This is a genomic window from Brevundimonas sp. SH203 (genome assembly GCF_002157625.1).
Taxonomy (GTDB): domain Bacteria; phylum Pseudomonadota; class Alphaproteobacteria; order Caulobacterales; family Caulobacteraceae; genus Brevundimonas.
In genome coordinates, this window is the sequence record NZ_BDMM01000004.1 from 333,395 (window position 1) to 350,655 (window position 17,261).

Below are 17,261 nucleotides of genomic sequence, written 5' to 3' on the forward strand. Positions count from 1 at the left end.
CGGGGACTTCATGCCGCAGGGCTATGTCAGGGCGCTCGATCTGCCGCAGGTGATCCCGGTCTTCCCACTGGGCGGGACCATTCTGCTGCCGCGCGGACAACTGCCGCTGAACATCTTCGAGCCGCGCTATCTGAACATGGTGGACGACGCCATGGCGGGCGACCGGATCATCGGCCTGGTCCAGCCCAATGGCGGCACTGCGGCCCTGCCCAGCCTGTCGCCGGTCGGCTGCGCCGGACGGATCACCAGCTTCGCCGAGACATCCGACGGGCGGTATCTGATCACCCTGACCGGGGTGTCGCGGTTCCGCATCGCCGCCGAACTGCCGTCCAAGGCGCCGTATCGCCAGGTGCGCGCGGCGTTCGACGCCTATGAGGCCGATCTGACGGCGCCGCCCGAGGAACCGGACTTCGACCGCCACGCCTTCCTGGACGCCCTGCGCGCCTATATGGCCCACCGGCTGCTGGACATCGACTGGGAGACGGCCGAGACCGCGCCGATGGAGGCCTTGGTCAACAGCCTGTCGATGGCCCTGCCGTTCGAACCGGCCGAGAAACAGGCGCTGCTGGAGGCCGTGGCCCTGATGCCCCGCGCCGAGGCCCTGACCGCGCTTCTCCGCATCGACGCCGCCGACGGCGGTGACGACGCCGCGCCGTCCATGCAGTAGCGCGATGCAGCAACGCCCCCTACAACGGCCTCATGTAGCGCAAAGCGCGATAGGCCCAAAATAATGAGCGACGCCTTCAACACCCCCGTCTCGGTCGATCCCCGCCTGCTGGAGGTGCTGGTCTGCCCCGTCACGCGCGGCAAGCTGACCTACGACCGCGACGCCAACGAACTGATCTCGGCGGGCGCCAAACTGGCCTATCCGATCCGCGAGGGCGTGCCGATCATGCTGGCGGAAGAAGCGCGTCAGCTGAACTAGATTTCTCACTCCGCTCATCCCCGCGAAGGCGGGGACCCAGGGCTTTGGGCGAGCAGCGCATCCGCTCCCGGTTCCCTCTCGATCCAACGCACTGCCGAGCGACAGAACTGGGTCCCCGCCTTCGCGGGGATGAGCGGGTGGAGTTGCAGCAGAGCTTCACCGTCCCCATTCCATTCGTGCCCGCCAACGCAAGAAAGCCTCGCCGATGCTTAGAGTCGCCATCCAGATGGACCCGATCGAGGCCGTCGACATCGCCTCGGACACCAGCTTCCTGATGGCCGAGACGGCCCAGGCGCGCGGGCACAGACAGTGGGTCTATGACTTCCGCACACTGGCGCTGGAAGACGGCCGCCTATACTGCCGCGCCCGCCCGATCACCGTGCGGCGCGAGGCCGGAAACCACGTCGATTTCGGCGACTGGGCGACGCTGGACCTGGCCCAGGACATCGACGTCATCCTGATGCGTCAGGACCCGCCGTTCGACATGGCCTATGTCACCGCCACCTATCTGCTGGAGACGGTCCACCCCCGGACGCTGGTGGTCAACGATCCGTCCGAGGTGCGTTCGGCGCCTGAAAAGCTGCTGGTCACGGCCTTCCCCGGCCTTCAGCCGCCGACCCTGATTTCGGCCGACCCGGTCGCCCTGACCGCCTTCCACAAGAAGCATGGCGAGGTGGTGCTGAAGCCGCTGCACGGCAACGGCGGCTCGGGGGTGGTCAAGCTGCGCGCCGACGACCCGAACCTGGACGCCCTGATCGAGATTCACGCCGCCGGCAGCCGCGATCCGCTGGTGATCCAGAAATTCATTCCCGCCGTGACCAAGGGCGACAAACGCATCCTGCTGATCGACGGCGAGCCGGTGGGCGCCATCAACCGCGTACCTGCGGCGGGGGCGGTGCGCTCCAACCTGCACGTCGGCGGCAAGGCCATGCCGGTCGAGCTGACGCCGCGCGACCTGGAAATCTGCAAGGCCATCGGCCCGACGCTCAGGGAACGCGGCCTGATCTTCGTCGGCATCGACGTGATCGGCGACTATCTGACCGAGATCAACGTCACCTCTCCCACCGGCGCCCAGCAGTTGAAGGCCTTCACCGGCGTCGACGCCACGGCCTTGATGTGGGACGTGATCGAAAGGAAGCGCGCCGCACAGGTTGCGTGACCGCCACTTGAATTAGATTTCAGTTCATGGTTCGTTCTGCCGCTGGAGCGGGAGAACGAACATGGTCGCGCGCGTCGTCACGGTCGCCTTCGACGGGGTGGAGGCCCGGCGCGTGGACGTCGAGGTCCAGTTGATCGGCAATGACGGGCCGACCATCTTCAACATCGTGGGCCTGCCCGACAAGGCGGTGGCCGAGAGCAAGGAGCGGGTGCGCGGCGCCTTCGCCGGCATCGGCTTGGCCCTGCCGGCCAAGCGGATCATCGCCAATCTGGCGCCGGCCGACCTGCCCAAGGAGGGCAGCCATTTTGACCTGCCCATCGCGCTCGCCCTGATGGCGGCCATGGGCGTGATCGCGCCCGACGCCCTGGACGGCTGGGCGGCCATCGGCGAACTGGGTCTGGACGGCCAGATCGCTCGGGTGGGCGGCGCCCTGCCCGCCGCCGTGGCCGCCGACGCCATGGGTCTGGGCCTGATCTGTCCCGAGGCGACGGGCCCCGAAGCGGCCTGGGCCGGCGGCGCGCGCATCCTGGCGCCGCGCTCCCTGATCGGGGTGGTCAATCATTTCAAGGGAACCCAGGTGTTGCGCCCGCCCGAGCCCGGTCCCCTGGCGGCCGGACGGGCCGTGCCCGACCTGCGCGAGGTCAAGGGTCAGGAAAGCGCCAAGCGTGCGCTGGAGATCGCGGCGGCGGGCGGCCACAACCTGCTGTTCGTCGGGCCTCCGGGATCGGGCAAGTCGATGATGGCCCAGCGCCTGCCGGGCCTGTTGCCGCCCCTGACCTCGCAGGAGTTGCTGGAGACCTCCATGATCTGGTCGGTCGCCGGCCTGATCGAGCGCGGCGCCCTGACCCGCGACCGGCCGTTCCGCAGCCCGCACCATTCCGCCTCCATGGCCGCCCTGACCGGCGGCGGTCTGCGCGCCAAGCCGGGTGAGGCGTCGTTGGCGCACAACGGCGTGCTGTTCCTCGACGAACTGCCCGAATATTCGGCCCAGGCCCTGGATTCGCTGCGTCAGCCGCTGGAGACGGGCGAGATCGTGGTGGCGCGCGCCAACGCCCATATCCGCTATCCGGCGCGGTTCCAGCTGGTGGCGGCGATGAACCCCTGCCGCTGCGGCCTGGGCGGCGCGGGGCGCGGGGCCTGCGGCAAGGCTCCGCGTTGCCAGCGAGACTATCAGAACCGCATCTCCGGCCCCATGTTCGACCGGATCGACCTGACGGTCGAAACCCCGCCCGTCACCGCCGCCGACATGGCCCTGCCGCCGCCGGCCGAGGGCACGGCCGAGGCCAAGGCCCGCGTCGCCGCCGCCCGCGCCATGCAGGAGGACCGCGCCCGCGCCGCCGGTCTCGATCCGTCCCAGGGTCTGAACGCCCGTGCCTCCGGCGACACCCTGGATCGCTTCGCCACCCCGGACGAGGCGGGTCGGATGCTGCTGATGCGGGCGGGCGAGGCCGGGGGGCTGACGGCGCGCGGCTGGACCCGCACCCTGCGGCTGGCGCGCACCATCGCCGATCTGGAGGGGGCGACCGGCGTGCTGCGTCGTCACATCGCCGAGGCCCTGATCTATCGCCGCGCCACCATCGGCGCCGAGGCCGATTTCGACCGCCGCTCGGCCCACCGCAACGACACGCCGTTCGGCCTGCGGGAAGACGGGATCGAACAGGCGGCCTTCATTCACGACTGACCGGATGGCGCCCAACGCAGAGGAATATCGCCGGAACGGGACGGCTCCTTAACCCTCAGCCGCTAATCTGGTCGGCGATGGAGACTGCGATGGCGCGACGCCCGGCGACCGACGAGACCACGACCCCGAATGCGCCGGCCCAGCAGTTCCTGCGGCTGATGAGCCATGAGATGCGCACGCCGCTGAACGGGGTGCTGGGGATGATCGGCCTGCTGGAGCGGACGACACTGGACGGCGCCCAGCGCGCCTATGCCGAGAACGCCCGCCAGTCAGCCGAACATCTGCTGGGTCTGGTCAACGATCTTCTGGACTACGCCCGGCTGGACGCGGGCGTGCTGGAGTTCGATCCGGCGCCCGTCGATCTTGAGGGACTGGTGCGCGGCGTGGCCGAACTGCTCAGTCCGCGCGCGCACGAAAAGGGGCTGGAGATCGTCTGGTCCGTCGCCGCCGATGCGCCCGACATCCGAGCCGACGAGGGGCGGCTGCGACAGGTGCTGTTCAACCTGGCGGGCAATGCGGTCAAGTTCACCGAGGCCGGCGGCGTCCGCATCACGGTCGAACGGGTCGGCGGCGACGCGGCGCGGCCCCGCCTGGCCTTTCTGGTGGACGACACCGGCCCCGGCGTGCCGCCGGCCGCGCGCGCGCGCATCTTCGAAGAGTTCGGCCATGCCGACGCCTCAGACGCCGTGCGTCAGGACGGAGCCGGACTGGGTCTGGCGGTGGTGCGAAAACTGGCCTTGGCCATGGGCGGCGCGGTCGCGGTGGAGGATCGGCCGGACGCCGCGTCCGGCGGGGCGCGCTTCCGCTTCGAAGCCGCCTTCGACGCCGTGGGCGCCGCCCGCAGCCTTCCCTTGCAGGACCGCATCGTCGCCGTCCGCTCGCCCGATCCCTTCGTTTGCTCGGCGGCCCGCGCCCAGATCGAGGCGTCCGGCGGCGCGGTCCGCGACGACGCGCCGGTGATCCTGTTCGACCACGCCCTGGCCCCGCCCGGCGAAACCGCAGCCGTGCCCATGCCGGCGCCAGAGGGCGGCCGCGCCATCGTCATGCTGAAACCCGGCGAGCGCGATCTGATCGCCGCCTATCGCGCGGCCGGGGCTCACGCCTATCTGATCAAGCCCCTGCGCCGAACCTCGCTGGTCGAACAGGTGTTGGCGGCCGCCGGCGATGTCGCACCGCCCCCGGACGGATCGAAGCCGGTCGAGGACGACCGCGTCGCCCCCGCCCGGTTCGCCGGCGTCCGCGTCCTGCTGGCCGAGGACAATCCGGTCGGCGCCCTTCTGGCCCGCACACTGCTGCGTCGCGAAGGCTGCGTGGTCGAGACCGCCGCGACAGGGGACGAAGCCGTCGCCGCCGTCGATCGCGCCCGCTACGACCTGGTGTTCATGGATATGCGGATGCCGGGCATGGACGGCCCCGCCGCCGCCCGCGCCATCCGCGCGACGGGGGATCGGACGCCCATCCTGGCCCTGACCGCCAACGCCTTCGCCGAGGATCGCCGTCTGTGTCTGGAAGCCGGCATGGACGACCATATCGTCAAGCCGCTGGACGCCGAGGCCCTGCGCGCCGCCCTGGCCCGCTGGACGAAGCGCGACATCCGCGCCAAGGTCGGCTGAATCAGGCGCCGCGTCCCGGCCGCCGCCGGAGCCGCCCATGACCGACCAGACCACCCGCGCCGTGAACGGCAAGCCCGCCGGACGTTTCGGCGGCCTGGCCGTCTATGGCGAACGTCGCGTCTTCATCATGCTGCTGCTGGGCTTTTCGGCGGGCCTGCCCAACCTGCTGATCTTCGACACCCTGTCGGCCTGGCTGCGCGAGAGCGGACAGACGCTGGAGGTGATCGGCTTCTTCGCCCTGGCCACCCTGTCCTATTCGCTGAAGTTCGTCTGGGCGCCGCTGATCGACAGAACGTCCGTGCCCGGACTGACGCGACTGCTGGGCCATCGGCGGGCCTGGATGCTGGTGACGCAGGCGGTGATCGTGTTCGGCCTATGGTCGATCTCGACGCTGAACCCCGCCAACGCCCTGATCGCGGTGGCCGGCTTCGCCGCTCTGGTCGGCTTCTTCGGGGCGACGCAGGACATCGTCATCGACGCCTGGCGGATCGAGGCCGCCGACGACAGCCGGCACGGGGCGATGGCCGCCGCCTATCAGATGGGATACCGCGTCGCCATGATCGTGGCGGGGGCCGTGCCGCTGGTGCTGGCCGATCTCTATAATTGGAACCTGTCCTACGCCGTCATGGCCGCCCTGATGGGCTTCGGCATCGCCGGCGTCCTGTTCGCGCCCCGCGAAAAGGCCCATTCCATCCGCGCCATCCCCGTCGGCGACGTGCCGTCCCGTCCGGGTTTCGAGGTGGTCGAATGGGTCGTGCGCCTGGCGGTCATCGGCGTGGCGGCGATGGTCCTGGGGGCGGGCCTGACCGGCCAGTCGGCCCCGCTGAACGCCCTGTTCGGCCTTTTCGGTCTGGGCGCCGAGGGCAAGGCGGCCGTGGCGGCGGCCCTGTCGGCCAAGCCTCAGGGCGTCTATCTGCAGTTCGGTCTGGTCATGCTGGGGCTGGCGGTCCTGGTCGTCGCCTGCTGGCCGGTACCCGGCGTCAGGACGAGGCCAGGGGCCTATCTGGCCGGGTCTTTCGGCGAGCCGCTCGTGGATTTCTACAGGCGGTTTTCCGGCGTCGCGACGTTGATCCTGGCGCTGATCTGCGTCTATCGCCTGTCCGACTTCGTCCTGAACATCATGCCGCCCTTCTACATTGACCTAGGCTTCTCCAAGACCGAACTGGCCGAGGTGCGCAAGGTCTTCGGCGTGGTCATGACGACCCTGGGCGTTTTCCTCGGCGGCTGGTCGGTCGCCAAGCTGGGGCTGATCCGCACCATGGTCATCGGGGCCTTCATGAGCCCGGTGTCCAACCTGATCTTTGCGTGGCTGGCCACGCAGGGACACAGTCTGCCAGCGCTGACGGTGGCCATCGGCGTCGACAACGTGTCCGGCGGCTACGCGGGCACGGCTTTGATCGCCTATATGTCCAGCCTGACGTCGATCGGTTTCACCGCGACGCAATATGCGCTGTTCACCTCGCTGTACGCCCTGCCCGGCAAGCTGATCGCCTCCCAGTCGGGAAGGATCGTGGAGGCGTCGGCGCGCGCGGCCGAAGGCGACGGACCCTTCGCCGCGCTCAGAGGTCTGTTCGCCAATATGCCCCAAGGAGTGTTGGCCACGGGCGCCGCCACGAGCGGCGTCAGCCCGGCCGCGCTCGGCGCCGGCTATATCGCCTTCTTCCTCTATTCCTTCGTCATCGGCCTGTTCGGAATCGCCCTGGCCTTCGTGGTCGCCGGCAAACAGACGGCGCTGGAGGCGCGGCGCAGGACCGAGGCCGAAACCGATCCTGCGGTCGCGGCGACGGAGGGTCAGCCCTCCTGACGCCTCAGCGCTTCAAAAAGCCGCCGATCATGTCGCCGAGGCCGCCCGGCAGCTTGGCCAGCAGGTCGTCGGCGCCGTCGATCTGACCGCCGGGGGTCAGGCGGTCGATGGCCTCGGGCAACAGGCCCGCCAGGGTTTCGCCGGCCTGCTGGGGCGAGACGCCCATCTTGGCGGCGATGTCGGCGAGCGGGCCGTGGCCGATGACGGCGGTGATCTGCTCGGCGCTGATGCTGGCGTTCGCGCCCGAGCCGACCCAGGAGCCGATGACGTCGCCCAGACCCGCCTGACCGAACTTCTCCGCCAGGCCGCCCACGCCGCCCTGACCCTTCAACAGGTCGCCCAGACCGCCGGCGGCGTCCTGGCCCAAGCCGTTCACCACATTGTCGAGAAAGCCCATGATCCGGTCTCCTGATTCAAGGCCGCCAACCTAACACCGTCTCGCGACAGATACGAGAAGGGCCCGCCGGACAGCCGGCGGGCCCTTCGTCAGGATCGAAAGGACGACCCTTAGCGCTTGGCGTCGTTGGCGCCCTGGGTCACGGCCGAACCGGCGGCCGAGACGTCGCGGCCGGCGCCGGCGATGGTGTTGCAGGCCGAAACGGCCAGGGCGACGGCGACGATGGACAGGGTGATGATCTTGCGCATGATGGGGAACCCCTTGGTTGATATGGTCAAGCTCCGTCCAAACGCCGATCCGGGCTTCGGGTTGCATCGTCGGACGAGAGATGTGTTGTGAGGCCTTCGCAATGAGAAACCGAACGCTCGCCCTGTCCGCCCTGGCCGTCGCTGCGGCCTTGGCGGGATGCGCCGAGCCTTCCGTCGCCGATCCGCGCGACAAGGCCCAGACGGCGAACGACGACGACTGCGCCGTGATCGCGGCGGTGGCGCGCGAACACTATCGGTTCGGCCCCGAAGAGACTCCGCCGCCTCTTCGTCTGGGCGAGGACGACGACGGCTGGAAGCCCGACTGCGACTGGGCGCGATACGGCGTCAGCTTTCCCCTGATCTATGGCGAGGCCGCCAATGGGGCGGCGAAGGACGACCGGCCGGAATTCCGATGGGTCGAGTTCAAACGGCCGCGATACGACGCCGAGGGGGCGACGATCGACGCCGGCGTTATGCAGGGTCCGCGCGCCGGCATCGGCGTGACGTGCCGGTTGCGTCGGGGCGCGGCGGGCTGGACCCTGACGGCGTGCCGCGACACCTGGGTATCCTGACGCCGTCGCGCCCGGCGCCGGACGGGATTCAAGGCGGCCGGAGTCGGTTTTTTCCGACTTTATGTGTATGAGCCGCCGCCATGCCCTTCACCGCAACCGTCCTGACCATGTTCCCCGAGGCCTTTCCGGGTCCATTGGGGGTGTCGCTGATCGGCACGGCCTGGCGCGAGAAGGGGCTGTGGAGCCTGGAAACGGTTGACATTCGCGCCTTTTCCACAGATACGCGCGGCTTCCTGGACGACACCCCCGCGGGTGGCGGCCCGGGAGCTGTGCTTAAGGCGGACGTGGTGGCTCGGGCGGTCGATAGCCTGCCGGGACCAAGGCGGCCGCTTTTGTACATGAGCGCCAGGGGCAGGCCCCTGACCCAGGCGCGCGTCAGGGAATGGGTCTCGCCTGAAAAGGGTGGGGCCGACGGGATTGTCGTGCTGTGCGGCCGTTTCGAGGGGGTGGATCAGCGGGTGCTGGACGCACGCGGGTTCGAGGAGGTCTCGGTCGGAGACGCGGTTCTCGCCGGCGGCGAGGCGGCGGCGATGGTCGCGATCGAGGCGTGCGTAAGATTGATCCCCGGGGTGCTCGGTTCAGGCGACAGCCTGTCGTCCGAAAGCTTCGAGGACGGGCTTCTGGAACACCCGCAGTACACGCGACCGCGGACGTTCGAGGGGCTGGAGATACCCGAGGTGCTGCTATCGGGCGACCACAAGAAGGTCGACCAATGGCGTCAGGCGCAGCGGGAGCTAACGACGCGGGAACGCCGCCCAGACCTCTGGGAAGCGCATTCCGCCAAATCACAGGTAAAGGGCGCAAAGCCCGAGGAGAAATGACATGAACATCGTTCAACAGCTGGACGCCGAAGAAAAAGCCCGCGTTCTGGGCGAGCGCAAGATCCCGGAATTCCAGCCCGGCGACACCCTGCGCGTCAATGTGAAGATCAAGGAAGGCGAGCGCGAGCGCGTTCAGGCCTTCGAAGGCGTCTGCATCGCCCGTGACGGCGGCGGCATCAGCGAGACCTTCACCGTCCGCAAGATTTCGTTCGGCGAAGGCGTCGAGCGTCGCTTCCCCATCCTGTCGCCGAACATCGAGTCGATCGAAGTGAAGCGCCGCGGCGTCGTGCGTCGCGCCAAGCTCTATTATCTGCGCGATCGTCGCGGCAAGTCGGCGCGTATCGCCGAGCGCCAGACGGCCCGCCCGGCCAAGGGCGCCGTGGTCCCGGAAACGGGTTCGGCCGAAAAGGCCGGCGAAGAAGCCTGAATCCAGCTTCCGACCGAACGACGAAGGCCCCGGCGAACGCCGGGGCCTTTTTCACGTCGGCCTATTGCGGAAACAGCGGATTGTCGGCGTCCCGCTGTCCCTGGAGACTGTGTTTCAGCGCCTCCATCTGGTCATGCTCGACTTTGACGGCGGCATAGGCGCGCCGGACCGTCTCGCGCGTGGTGGCGGAAATACCCGTGTCCTCCAGCGCCTTTTCGTATTTGCCGGCGATGAAGCCCTCGCCCGAGTTGATCGAGCCGACGACGGAATCGTCGTTGCGGAGCAGGGCGTGTTTCACATCCAGAAAGGCCCGATGCGCCTTGGCCAGGATGGAGCCGTGCGGTTCGGGATCGCCGCCCATGCCGCGCACGGCCGCCGACAGATCCTCGACCACCTGCTGGCGCTCGCCGGCCCGGCGTTCGAACAGGGTGCGATAATGGGGGTCCTGGGTCTGTTCGGCGGCCTCGCGATAGCCGTCGGCGCTGTCCAGAGTGGTTTCGATCAGGCCGTTCAGGACCTTGATGTCATGGGCGTTGGGATTGGTCATCTCGGTCTTCCTTCCGCTGTGGCGGTCGAACGGCGAAATGGCCGGGCGCGGCGAAGGTTTCGCCCTGCGACATCAAAGTTTGGTGCGGAGCGACCACAGCTCGGGGAAGCAGCGCTTGGTCAGGGTCGAGGCCAGATAGGCGGCGCCTTCCGTGCCGCCGGTGCCGCGACGCCGGCCGATGATCCGCTCGACCGTCACCACATGCTTGTGCCGCCAGGTCAGCAGGGCGTCGTCCAGATCGACCAGTTTCTCGGCCAGCTGATACAGGGCCCAATAGGTTTCGGTGTCGCGATAGACCTCAAGCCAGGCCGCCTCGACCGCCTCGGACGGCTCATAAGGCTGGGTAACGTCGCGGTTCAGCACCTCGGCGGGCACGGGCAGGCCAGCCTTGGCCATCTGCGCCAAGGCGTCGTCATACAGGCTGGGCGCCGCGATGGCGGCCTCCAGCGCGGCGAGCGCCTCGGGCCGGTCGGCGTGGAACTTCAGGAAGCTGGCGTCCTTCAACCCCAGCATGGCCTCCAGCCGACGGAACTGGTCGCTCTGGAAACCCGAGGACGAGCCCAGCGACCCGCGAAAGCGCAGATAGTCGGAAGGCGTCATGGTCGACAGGATGTCCCAGCTCTGGGTCATCACCGCCTGGATGCGCGACACCCGCGCCAGACTCTTGTAGGCGGGCACCAGATCGCCGGCCCGCACCATCGACTGGGCCAGGGCCACCTCGTGCAGGATCTGTTTGAGCCACAGTTCCTTGGTTTGGTGGATGATGACGAACAGCATCTCGTCATGCTGGTCCGACAGCGGATGCTGGGTCGAAAGCAGGTCGTCCAACGCCAGATAGCCGGCGTAGCTGATGTCGCTGGATTGGGTCATGACCGCCTATCGCCCGTGTCTGGAAAAGGTGCAACCATGCCTTCCCATCCGCTCATCCCGGCGAAAGCCGGGACCCAGCGTTTTGAGCGGTTAATCCGTGGGGGCGATCCGCAAATTCCAAGCCAGCGCAATGCAGAGCGACAGGACTGGGTCCCGGCTTTCGCCGGGATGAGCGGGATCGGATCAGTGCTGGCTCTGGGCCGAGACGTTGGCGGCCATCTGGCGGCCGGCGTCGAAGGCGTCGCGGGCGCCTTTGTAGATGAAGCCGTAGGTCGGATAGACCGTGGTGCCCAGGTCGTTGATCGGATTGTACCAGACCTTGACCTGCGACCAGTCGTTGGCGGGCGAGACGTCGACGACGGTGACGTTCTCCTCGACCTTGCCGCGGCTGCCGCCCCAGTTGGCGTGGGTCACGCGGACCACGCGATCGGTCAGGATGTCGGAGACGACGGCGACGTGGCCCAGACGCATCCGGCCCTCGGGACGGAAGACCAGGACCGATCCGGTTTCCGGCGCCTTGCCGGTGCGGAAGTTGGCGGTGGCCTGACGCCACCAGGTCCAAGCGTCGCCGAAGATATTGATGCCAGAGAACATGCGCGCGAAGGTCACGCACTGCCAATACGGCTCGTCGGCCTTAGCGGTGGATGGGACGACGCCCAGGGCGAAAAAACCGAGGGTCGCCGCAACCGCGGCGGCTTTGAGCCGTTTCGTCATACTTAGGGTATCCCGACCCGTTTCTGGGAGGCCCTTTAGGCCACGGGATCACGTCCCGTAGCAAGTTGTTTCGGCATATCGCCGTGCGATCGACTGTGGATTGCGCTGTGGGCTTTCTTTTCGGCCAGTCCGCGCAAAGCCTTTCGCGCCGGGCGTTCGACCATATGATAGGACGCCGCTGCAACCACCGGCAGCAGGGCCACGATCCCCAACCACACGAAAATTTGAAACTGCTTGTCGGGCGCGTCGAACAGCTTGGCCGCCAATCCGACGGACAACAGCTTCCACGGCACGCAGACCATATAGACCGAATAGCTGATCTCACCCAGATACACGGCGGGCTTTGACGCCAGCCAACCGGCCTTCTCGTTCGGCAATGAGGCCAGCGACAGGATCAGGGCGCCCGACAGCAGCACCGTCACCCCGTCCCACAGGCCGAGCGCAGCGCTGAGCACCATCAGGCCGAAGGACACGGCCGAGCATAGCCACGGCGCCTTCAGCGGCGCGCGGCGATAGACCAGATAGAGGGCGCACCCCAGGGCGAAACACGGCACGATCCGCAGCGCGCCCCATTGGATCGTCGCCTCGGTCAGGGAGAAGCCCGCGATCTGGTGGAAGGCGAAGTAGAGGATGACCATGAAGGCGGCGGCGCCCAGGGCGGCCGCGACTGGCCGCGCCCGCATCCGCCAGAAGACGAAGGCGAACAGCGGGAAGCACAGATAGGCGAACCACTCCGCCGAGATCGACCAGGACGGATGGTTCCAGCCCGCCACGGGCGCCAGGCCCCAGGCGTGAACCATCAACAGATTGGCCGGCAGGGCCGCCCAGTTCCGCACGTTCGGATCAACGTGCATCCCGGCGGCCATGGCCACGGTCGCCAGCAGACCCACGCCGATCAGGGTGAACAGGTGCAGGGGATAGACCCGCGCCACCCGCGCCCACAGGAAGCCGCGATAGGAGAACCGCTTCTCGCCCGCCGCCTGCAGATAGACGTGACTAAGGATGAAGCCCGACAGGACGAAGAACAGCTCCACCCCCAGATAGCCCTTGGCGACCAGGTCGGACGCGCCCGCGCCCGCCAAGTTTTCCCAGAAGGTGTAGATGGCCACCCACAGGGCGGCGCCGAACCGCAATGCGGTGATCGGACGGAGATCGGCGGGCGTCTGGACGGGGGTCATGGCGTCACCTTGGCACATCAGCCTTTTCGAACCGTGAAGGCCCGCAAGGGTTGTGCCGCCCCGTCTTCACCCCGCCCAGACGCCGTGGAAACCGGCGGGCAGGACCGCATCGGCGCGCCAGGTCGCCACCGGCCCGTCCTCGATCCGCGCCACGTCGAACACGTGCAGTTCGGTGCGGCCTTCGCGAAGATTGACCGACGGCCCCACCAGCCAGGCGTCGCGCTCGGCGCCGGCCCCCGGCTTGGGCACGAACACCGCCTCCTCCACCACCTGATGGGCGCCGAACTCGAAGGCGTGCGAGCGGCCGCTGTCCCAGTCGTGGACCGCCAGGCCGGTCGGCAGCGGCCGCCCCCGCGTTTCGCCCGACGTATGGGCGGTCAGGCTGCGCTTCAGGCCCGCACGGCGGGGGTCGGCCTTTGGGAACTCGCCGACGACGGGGCTGTAGGTCATGTCGGCCCGGCCATCGGGACGCAGGGTGATCAGCGCCAGCCTGGCCGGATCGCCCGGCACGACCCCGCGCCCCTCGACCAGAACCCGCGCGCCGTCCACGGCGAAGCGCGGATCGGCGCTGGCCGCCACATCGAAGCGGATCGTCCCGTCCCGCTCGGCCCAGGCGTCGCCCAGATGGAAGTGGAAGAAGCCGGGCAGATCGTAGAGGCGGCGTCTGGACAGGTCGTCCTTGTCCAGCACCAGAACCTGCGTCCCCCTCTCGGGCCGCCAGGCCAGGCCCGCGATCACCGGCATGGCGTGGGTTTCGAACACCCAGGGCTGAAGCACCAGGATGATGTGTCGGTCGGTGGCGGTGAAGTCGTGCATATAGCTGGCGCGCGGCAAGTCGATGACTTGGGCGTCGTTCAGGCTGCGGTCGGGATTCAGCCGCCAGATCACGGCGCGGCCGCCCGCGAGGCCTACGTTCCAGATCGACCCGTCCGAGCCATAGCGGGGGTGGGCCTGGAAGGGCATGCCCTTCAGGTCGTCGCGCAGGGTGACGAAGCCCTGGGTCGACAGGTCCGAGGCGTTCATGGCCAGGGGCGAACCGGCCTCCCACAGGGCCCAGACCCGGTCGCCGGCGACCATGACGGCGGTGTTGGCGGCATTGGCGTCGTCGTTGGAGCCGATGCGGGCGCGGGCGTCCCCCTTGGTGCCGAAGCCGGGCGTGACCACGGCGTCCAGCTCGGTCTCGGTGCGGCGCTTGGGCGTATCGGCGAACCGCGCCTCCAGCGTCGCCTGTCCGTCCTGGATGCGGAAGGCGCGCATCATGCCGTCGCCGTCGAACCAGTGGGTGGCCGAACCGCCCGGCCGCCGGAACTTGGCCGGGCCGTTGCGATAAAGGGCGCCCTGCAGCCCCGCCGGCGCGCGGCCGTGAACCAGCCGCATCGTCTGGCGCGGCAGGTCGGCCGCGACATCGGCGGTGGCGACGGCCCAGTCCGCGCTCGCGGCGGCGTCGAGCGCGGCGGCGGCCCGCACCATTTCCGGCGTGGCGACGGCGGCGGACAGGGCGGCGGCGCCCATCAGGAAGGAACGGCGGGAGGGGGTCATGATCGGGCTTCCGGCTCTGGCGACGACGGCGGGCTTACTTCAGGTCGATGGACTGGACGACGGCGCCGGTCAGGGCGAAGTGCGCGCGGTCCCAGGCGGCCGGTCCCATATTGCCCACCGCATTGTTGGAGAAAGCGTAGGGTTCGGTCGGCATGCCGAAGGGGTTGGTGTTCATCTTGCCGTCGCCGTTCAGATCGTGAAAGGCGCGCACCGCGTAGTCGCCGTCCGGCAGGTGGTCGAAGGTCACGCTGGTCTGACCCGCGGCCGCATCCATCAGGACCGACTTGGCCGGCGCGCCCTGACCGCCATAGGCGGCGGCGCCGTCATACAGGGCCACCATGATCTTGCCCTGATGCGCGGCGGCGGGGAACTGGATCGTCAGATCGGCGGCCAGGGCCGGAGACGCCACCGCGGCGACGATCAGGGCCAGGGCGGGGGTGAGGGCGGCGAGTGTTTTCATGAGAAGCGTCCTGTTCGGGGAGAACCGACGACCGGCTCTCGATGACCAGACCGTGCCGCCCATTCCGGGCTTGCGCCATTCGATCTACGGCGGCGACCGCCCCGTCTTCGCCAACGACCACGCCCTGTCATTGACGAAGCGCGAACGACCACCTGTTTCGACGCCCATGAAAAAGGCCCGGAACCTGGGTTCCGGGCCTTCGTCGATTTGGAGCCTTCGCGTCGCCCTAGTCCAGGGTGCGCTTGATCTCTTCGACCGTGAAGCACTCGATGTAGTCGCCTTCCTTGATGTCCTGGAAGCCTTGGAACTGCATGCCGCACTCCTGGCCCGATGGCACCTCGTTGACCTCGTCCTTGAAGCGTTTGAGCGTGTTGAGCACGCCCAGCTCCAGCACCACCACGTCTTCGCGGATGATGCGGACGCGGGCGCCCTTGCGCACGACGCCTTCGGTGACGCGGCAGCCGGCGATCTTGCCGATCTTGGAGATGTCGAACACCTGCAGGACGGCGGCGTTGCCCAGGAAGGTTTCCCTCTGCAGCGGCGCCAGCATGCCCGACAGCACGCCCTTCATGTCGTCCAGAAGATCGTAGATGATCGAATAGTAGCGGATCTCCACGCCTTCGCGTTCGGCCAGGTCGCGCGCCTGTTTGGACGCACGGACGTTGAAGCCCAGGATCGGCGCACCGGCCGACTTGGCCAGGTTGACGTCGCTCTCGGTGATGCCGCCGGCGCCGGAATAGACGATGCGGGCGCGGACTTCGTCGTTGCCCATCTTCTCCAGCGAGGCCGCGATGGCTTCGCCCGAACCCTGGACATCGGACTTGATGACGACCGGCAGTTCGCTGATCTTCTTGGAGCCAAGCTTGGCCATCATATCGACCAGCGAGACCGAGCCGCCCGACACCTGGGCCTTCTCGCGCTTCACCCGCTGACGGTATTCGGTCAGCTCGCGGGCGCGGGCTTCGGTTTCCACCACGGCGAAGACGTCGCCGGGCGACGGCGCCTCGTCCAGACCCAGGATCTCGACCGGGACGGAGGGACCGGCTTCGGTCAGCTGCTCGTTGCGCTCGTTCAGCAGGGCGCGAACCTTGCCCCACGATCCGCCGGCGACGACGATGTCGCCGCGCTTCAGCGTGCCGCGCTTGACCAGGACGGTGCCGACGGGGCCGCGGCCCTTGTCCAGCTTGGCCTCGATGACCACGCCCTCGGCCGAGCGATCGGCGTTGGCGCGCAGGTCCATGACCTCGGCCTGGACCAGGATGGCTTCCAACAGGCCGTCCAGGTTCATCCGCTCCTTGGCCGACACCTCGATGATCTGGGTGTCGCCGCCCAGGCTTTCGGCGATGACCTCGTACTGCAGCAGTTCGTTGACGACCTTCTGCGAGGTGGCGCCGGGCTTATCCATCTTGTTGACGGCCACGATCAACGGGGCCTCGGCGGCCTTGGCGTGCTGGATGGCCTCGATGGTCTGCGGCATGACGCCGTCGTCGGCGGCTACGACCAGAACCACGATGTCGGTCACGGTGGCGCCGCGCGCCCGCATGGCCGAGAAGGCGGCGTGGCCCGGCGTGTCCAGGAACGTGACCTTCTGGCCGTCTTCCAGACGCACCTGATAGGCGCCGATGTGCTGGGTGATGCCGCCGGCTTCGCCGCCCGCGACGTCGGTGGTGCGCAGGGCGTCCAGCAGCGAGGTCTTGCCGTGGTCGACGTGGCCCATGATGGCCACGACCGGGGCGCGCGTCTCGGTGGCGCCCTCGTCGTCGGCCTCGGCCAGGAAGCCCGTCTCGACATCGGATTCGGACACGCGCTTGACCGCCATGCCGAACTCCTCGGCCACCAGTTCGGCGGTGTCGGAATCGATCACGTCGTTGATCTTCATCATCATGCCCTGACGCATCAGGAATTTGATGATGTCGACGCCGCGCACGGCCATCCGGTTGGACAGTTCCTGCACGGTGATGACGTCGGGGATGACCACTTCGCGCGGACGGTTCGGCGCGTCGGTCGATCCGCCCTTGCGCTTTTCCTTCTCGCGTTCGCGGGCGCGGCGAACCGAGGCCAGCGAGCGCATCCGTTCGGCGGCGTCGCCGTCGCCGACCACCGACTGGATGGTCATGCGGCCTTCGCGGCGCTTGGGCTCGCCGCGCGTGCGGCTGACGGCCTTGCCGGCGTCGGAGAAACGCTTGTCGCGATCGTCGTCACGGCCGACCGGACGGCCGAAGCCGGCGCCGGGCGCGCGGCTGGGACGGGCCACTTCCGGCGTGGCGGGCGGGGCGTTGGGCGCGGCGCGGCCGCCGGGGCCGGTG

Annotated in this window: 18 protein-coding genes; 9 read left to right on the forward strand and 9 right to left on the reverse strand. The window is 68.5% G+C overall.

Going from position 1 to position 17,261, the window contains the following annotated elements; all coding sequences use genetic code 11:
• Positions 1 to 10 precede the first annotated feature (10 nt).
• The 6 genes from SH203_RS11030 (at position 11) to SH203_RS11055 (ending at position 7,182) form a co-directional block, all read left to right on the forward strand.
• On the forward strand, positions 11 to 667 hold the full coding sequence (locus SH203_RS11030) for an LON peptidase substrate-binding domain-containing protein (RefSeq protein WP_087120976.1): 657 nt from the start codon (positions 11 to 13) through the stop codon (positions 665 to 667).
• A gap of 63 nt (positions 668 to 730) precedes the next feature.
• Complete coding sequence (locus SH203_RS11035; RefSeq protein ID WP_087120977.1) at positions 731 to 925, forward strand: Trm112 family protein; 195 nt, start codon at positions 731 to 733, stop codon at positions 923 to 925.
• Positions 926 to 1,130: 205 nt separating this feature from the next.
• A complete protein-coding gene (gene gshB, locus SH203_RS11040; protein ID WP_087120978.1) occupies positions 1,131 to 2,084 on the forward strand; it encodes a glutathione synthase in 954 nt (317 codons plus the stop codon).
• Positions 2,085 to 2,145: 61 nt separating this feature from the next.
• Positions 2,146 to 3,765, forward strand: coding sequence for a YifB family Mg chelatase-like AAA ATPase (locus SH203_RS11045; RefSeq protein WP_087120979.1), 1,620 nt, complete (start codon positions 2,146 to 2,148; stop codon positions 3,763 to 3,765).
• 89 nt (positions 3,766 to 3,854) lie between these two features.
• Positions 3,855 to 5,378, forward strand: a complete 1,524-nt coding sequence (locus SH203_RS11050) for a response regulator (protein ID WP_087120980.1) — start codon at positions 3,855 to 3,857, stop codon at positions 5,376 to 5,378.
• Positions 5,379 to 5,415: 37 nt separating this feature from the next.
• On the forward strand, positions 5,416 to 7,182 hold the full coding sequence (locus tag SH203_RS11055; RefSeq protein ID WP_087120981.1) for an MFS transporter: 1,767 nt from the start codon (positions 5,416 to 5,418) through the stop codon (positions 7,180 to 7,182).
• Positions 7,183 to 7,186: 4 nt separating this feature from the next.
• Here the strand turns inward: SH203_RS11055 and SH203_RS11060 are convergent, their stop codons facing one another.
• A complete protein-coding gene (locus SH203_RS11060) occupies positions 7,187 to 7,579 on the reverse strand; it encodes a YidB family protein (protein WP_087120982.1) in 393 nt (130 codons plus the stop codon).
• A gap of 110 nt (positions 7,580 to 7,689) precedes the next feature.
• Entirely contained in the window at positions 7,690 to 7,827 is a 138-nt protein-coding gene (locus tag SH203_RS11065; protein ID WP_087120983.1) for an entericidin A/B family lipoprotein, read from the reverse strand.
• Between the two features lie 101 nt (positions 7,828 to 7,928).
• On the opposite strand from SH203_RS11065, the gene SH203_RS11070 reads away from it, so the two are divergent.
• The 3 genes from SH203_RS11070 (at position 7,929) to rplS (ending at position 9,647) form a co-directional block, all read left to right on the forward strand.
• Positions 7,929 to 8,399: a hypothetical protein gene (locus SH203_RS11070; RefSeq protein WP_087120984.1), complete on the forward strand. Its 471-nt coding sequence runs from the start codon at positions 7,929 to 7,931 to the stop codon at positions 8,397 to 8,399.
• A gap of 80 nt (positions 8,400 to 8,479) precedes the next feature.
• The gene (trmD, locus tag SH203_RS11075) at positions 8,480 to 9,220 is read left to right on the forward strand and encodes a tRNA (guanosine(37)-N1)-methyltransferase TrmD (protein ID WP_087120985.1); all 741 of its coding nucleotides are present in this window, start codon (positions 8,480 to 8,482) and stop codon (positions 9,218 to 9,220) included.
• 1 nt (position 9,221) lies between these two features.
• Complete coding sequence (gene rplS, locus SH203_RS11080) at positions 9,222 to 9,647, forward strand: 50S ribosomal protein L19 (protein ID WP_087120986.1); 426 nt, start codon at positions 9,222 to 9,224, stop codon at positions 9,645 to 9,647.
• A gap of 61 nt (positions 9,648 to 9,708) precedes the next feature.
• On the opposite strand, the gene SH203_RS11085 is transcribed toward rplS, so the two are convergent.
• The 7 genes from SH203_RS11085 to infB form a co-directional block, all read right to left on the reverse strand.
• Complete coding sequence (locus tag SH203_RS11085) at positions 9,709 to 10,194, reverse strand: PA2169 family four-helix-bundle protein (RefSeq protein ID WP_087120987.1); 486 nt, start codon at positions 10,192 to 10,194, stop codon at positions 9,709 to 9,711.
• A gap of 72 nt (positions 10,195 to 10,266) precedes the next feature.
• Positions 10,267 to 11,064 (reverse strand): tryptophan 2,3-dioxygenase, encoded by a 798-nt coding sequence (locus SH203_RS11090; RefSeq protein ID WP_087120988.1) that lies wholly within the window; start codon positions 11,062 to 11,064, stop codon positions 10,267 to 10,269.
• 183 nt (positions 11,065 to 11,247) lie between these two features.
• A complete protein-coding gene (locus tag SH203_RS11095) occupies positions 11,248 to 11,778 on the reverse strand; it encodes a CHAP domain-containing protein (protein ID WP_087120989.1) in 531 nt (176 codons plus the stop codon).
• Positions 11,779 to 11,813: 35 nt separating this feature from the next.
• Positions 11,814 to 12,956 (reverse strand): acyltransferase, encoded by a 1,143-nt coding sequence (locus tag SH203_RS11100; RefSeq protein ID WP_087120990.1) that lies wholly within the window; start codon positions 12,954 to 12,956, stop codon positions 11,814 to 11,816.
• A gap of 66 nt (positions 12,957 to 13,022) precedes the next feature.
• Positions 13,023 to 14,495 (reverse strand): carotenoid oxygenase family protein, encoded by a 1,473-nt coding sequence (locus SH203_RS11105; RefSeq protein WP_087120991.1) that lies wholly within the window; start codon positions 14,493 to 14,495, stop codon positions 13,023 to 13,025.
• A 34-nt stretch (positions 14,496 to 14,529) separates the two neighbouring features.
• Entirely contained in the window at positions 14,530 to 14,955 is a 426-nt protein-coding gene (locus SH203_RS11110; RefSeq protein WP_087120992.1) for a DUF2141 domain-containing protein, read from the reverse strand.
• 226 nt (positions 14,956 to 15,181) lie between these two features.
• Positions 15,182 to 17,261 (reverse strand): translation initiation factor IF-2 (gene infB / locus SH203_RS11115; RefSeq protein ID WP_087120993.1); only part of this gene is annotated, 2,080 nt, incomplete at its 5' end.

Bases quoted from the DNA above. Each gene is read 5' to 3' on its own strand.
- SH203_RS11030 (WP_087120976.1), top strand. From the start codon at position 11: ATGCCGCAGGGCTATGTCAGGGCGCTCGATCTGCCGCAGGTGATCCCG.
- SH203_RS11035 (WP_087120977.1), top strand. From the start codon at position 731: ATGAGCGACGCCTTCAACACCCCCGTCTCGGTCGATCCCCGCCTGCTG.
- gshB (WP_087120978.1), top strand. From the start codon at position 1,131: ATGCTTAGAGTCGCCATCCAGATGGACCCGATCGAGGCCGTCGACATC.
- SH203_RS11045 (WP_087120979.1), top strand. From the start codon at position 2,146: ATGGTCGCGCGCGTCGTCACGGTCGCCTTCGACGGGGTGGAGGCCCGG.
- SH203_RS11050 (WP_087120980.1), top strand. From the start codon at position 3,855: ATGGCGCGACGCCCGGCGACCGACGAGACCACGACCCCGAATGCGCCG.
- SH203_RS11055 (WP_087120981.1), top strand. From the start codon at position 5,416: ATGACCGACCAGACCACCCGCGCCGTGAACGGCAAGCCCGCCGGACGT.
- SH203_RS11060 (WP_087120982.1), bottom strand. From the start codon at position 7,579: ATGGGCTTTCTCGACAATGTGGTGAACGGCTTGGGCCAGGACGCCGCC.
- SH203_RS11065 (WP_087120983.1), bottom strand. From the start codon at position 7,827: ATGCGCAAGATCATCACCCTGTCCATCGTCGCCGTCGCCCTGGCCGTT.
- SH203_RS11070 (WP_087120984.1), top strand. From the start codon at position 7,929: ATGAGAAACCGAACGCTCGCCCTGTCCGCCCTGGCCGTCGCTGCGGCC.
- trmD (WP_087120985.1), top strand. From the start codon at position 8,480: ATGCCCTTCACCGCAACCGTCCTGACCATGTTCCCCGAGGCCTTTCCG.
- rplS (WP_087120986.1), top strand. From the start codon at position 9,222: ATGAACATCGTTCAACAGCTGGACGCCGAAGAAAAAGCCCGCGTTCTG.
- SH203_RS11085 (WP_087120987.1), bottom strand. From the start codon at position 10,194: ATGACCAATCCCAACGCCCATGACATCAAGGTCCTGAACGGCCTGATC.
- SH203_RS11090 (WP_087120988.1), bottom strand. From the start codon at position 11,064: ATGACCCAATCCAGCGACATCAGCTACGCCGGCTATCTGGCGTTGGAC.
- SH203_RS11095 (WP_087120989.1), bottom strand. From the start codon at position 11,778: ATGACGAAACGGCTCAAAGCCGCCGCGGTTGCGGCGACCCTCGGTTTT.
- SH203_RS11100 (WP_087120990.1), bottom strand. From the start codon at position 12,956: ATGACCCCCGTCCAGACGCCCGCCGATCTCCGTCCGATCACCGCATTG.
- SH203_RS11105 (WP_087120991.1), bottom strand. From the start codon at position 14,495: ATGACCCCCTCCCGCCGTTCCTTCCTGATGGGCGCCGCCGCCCTGTCC.
- SH203_RS11110 (WP_087120992.1), bottom strand. From the start codon at position 14,955: ATGAAAACACTCGCCGCCCTCACCCCCGCCCTGGCCCTGATCGTCGCC.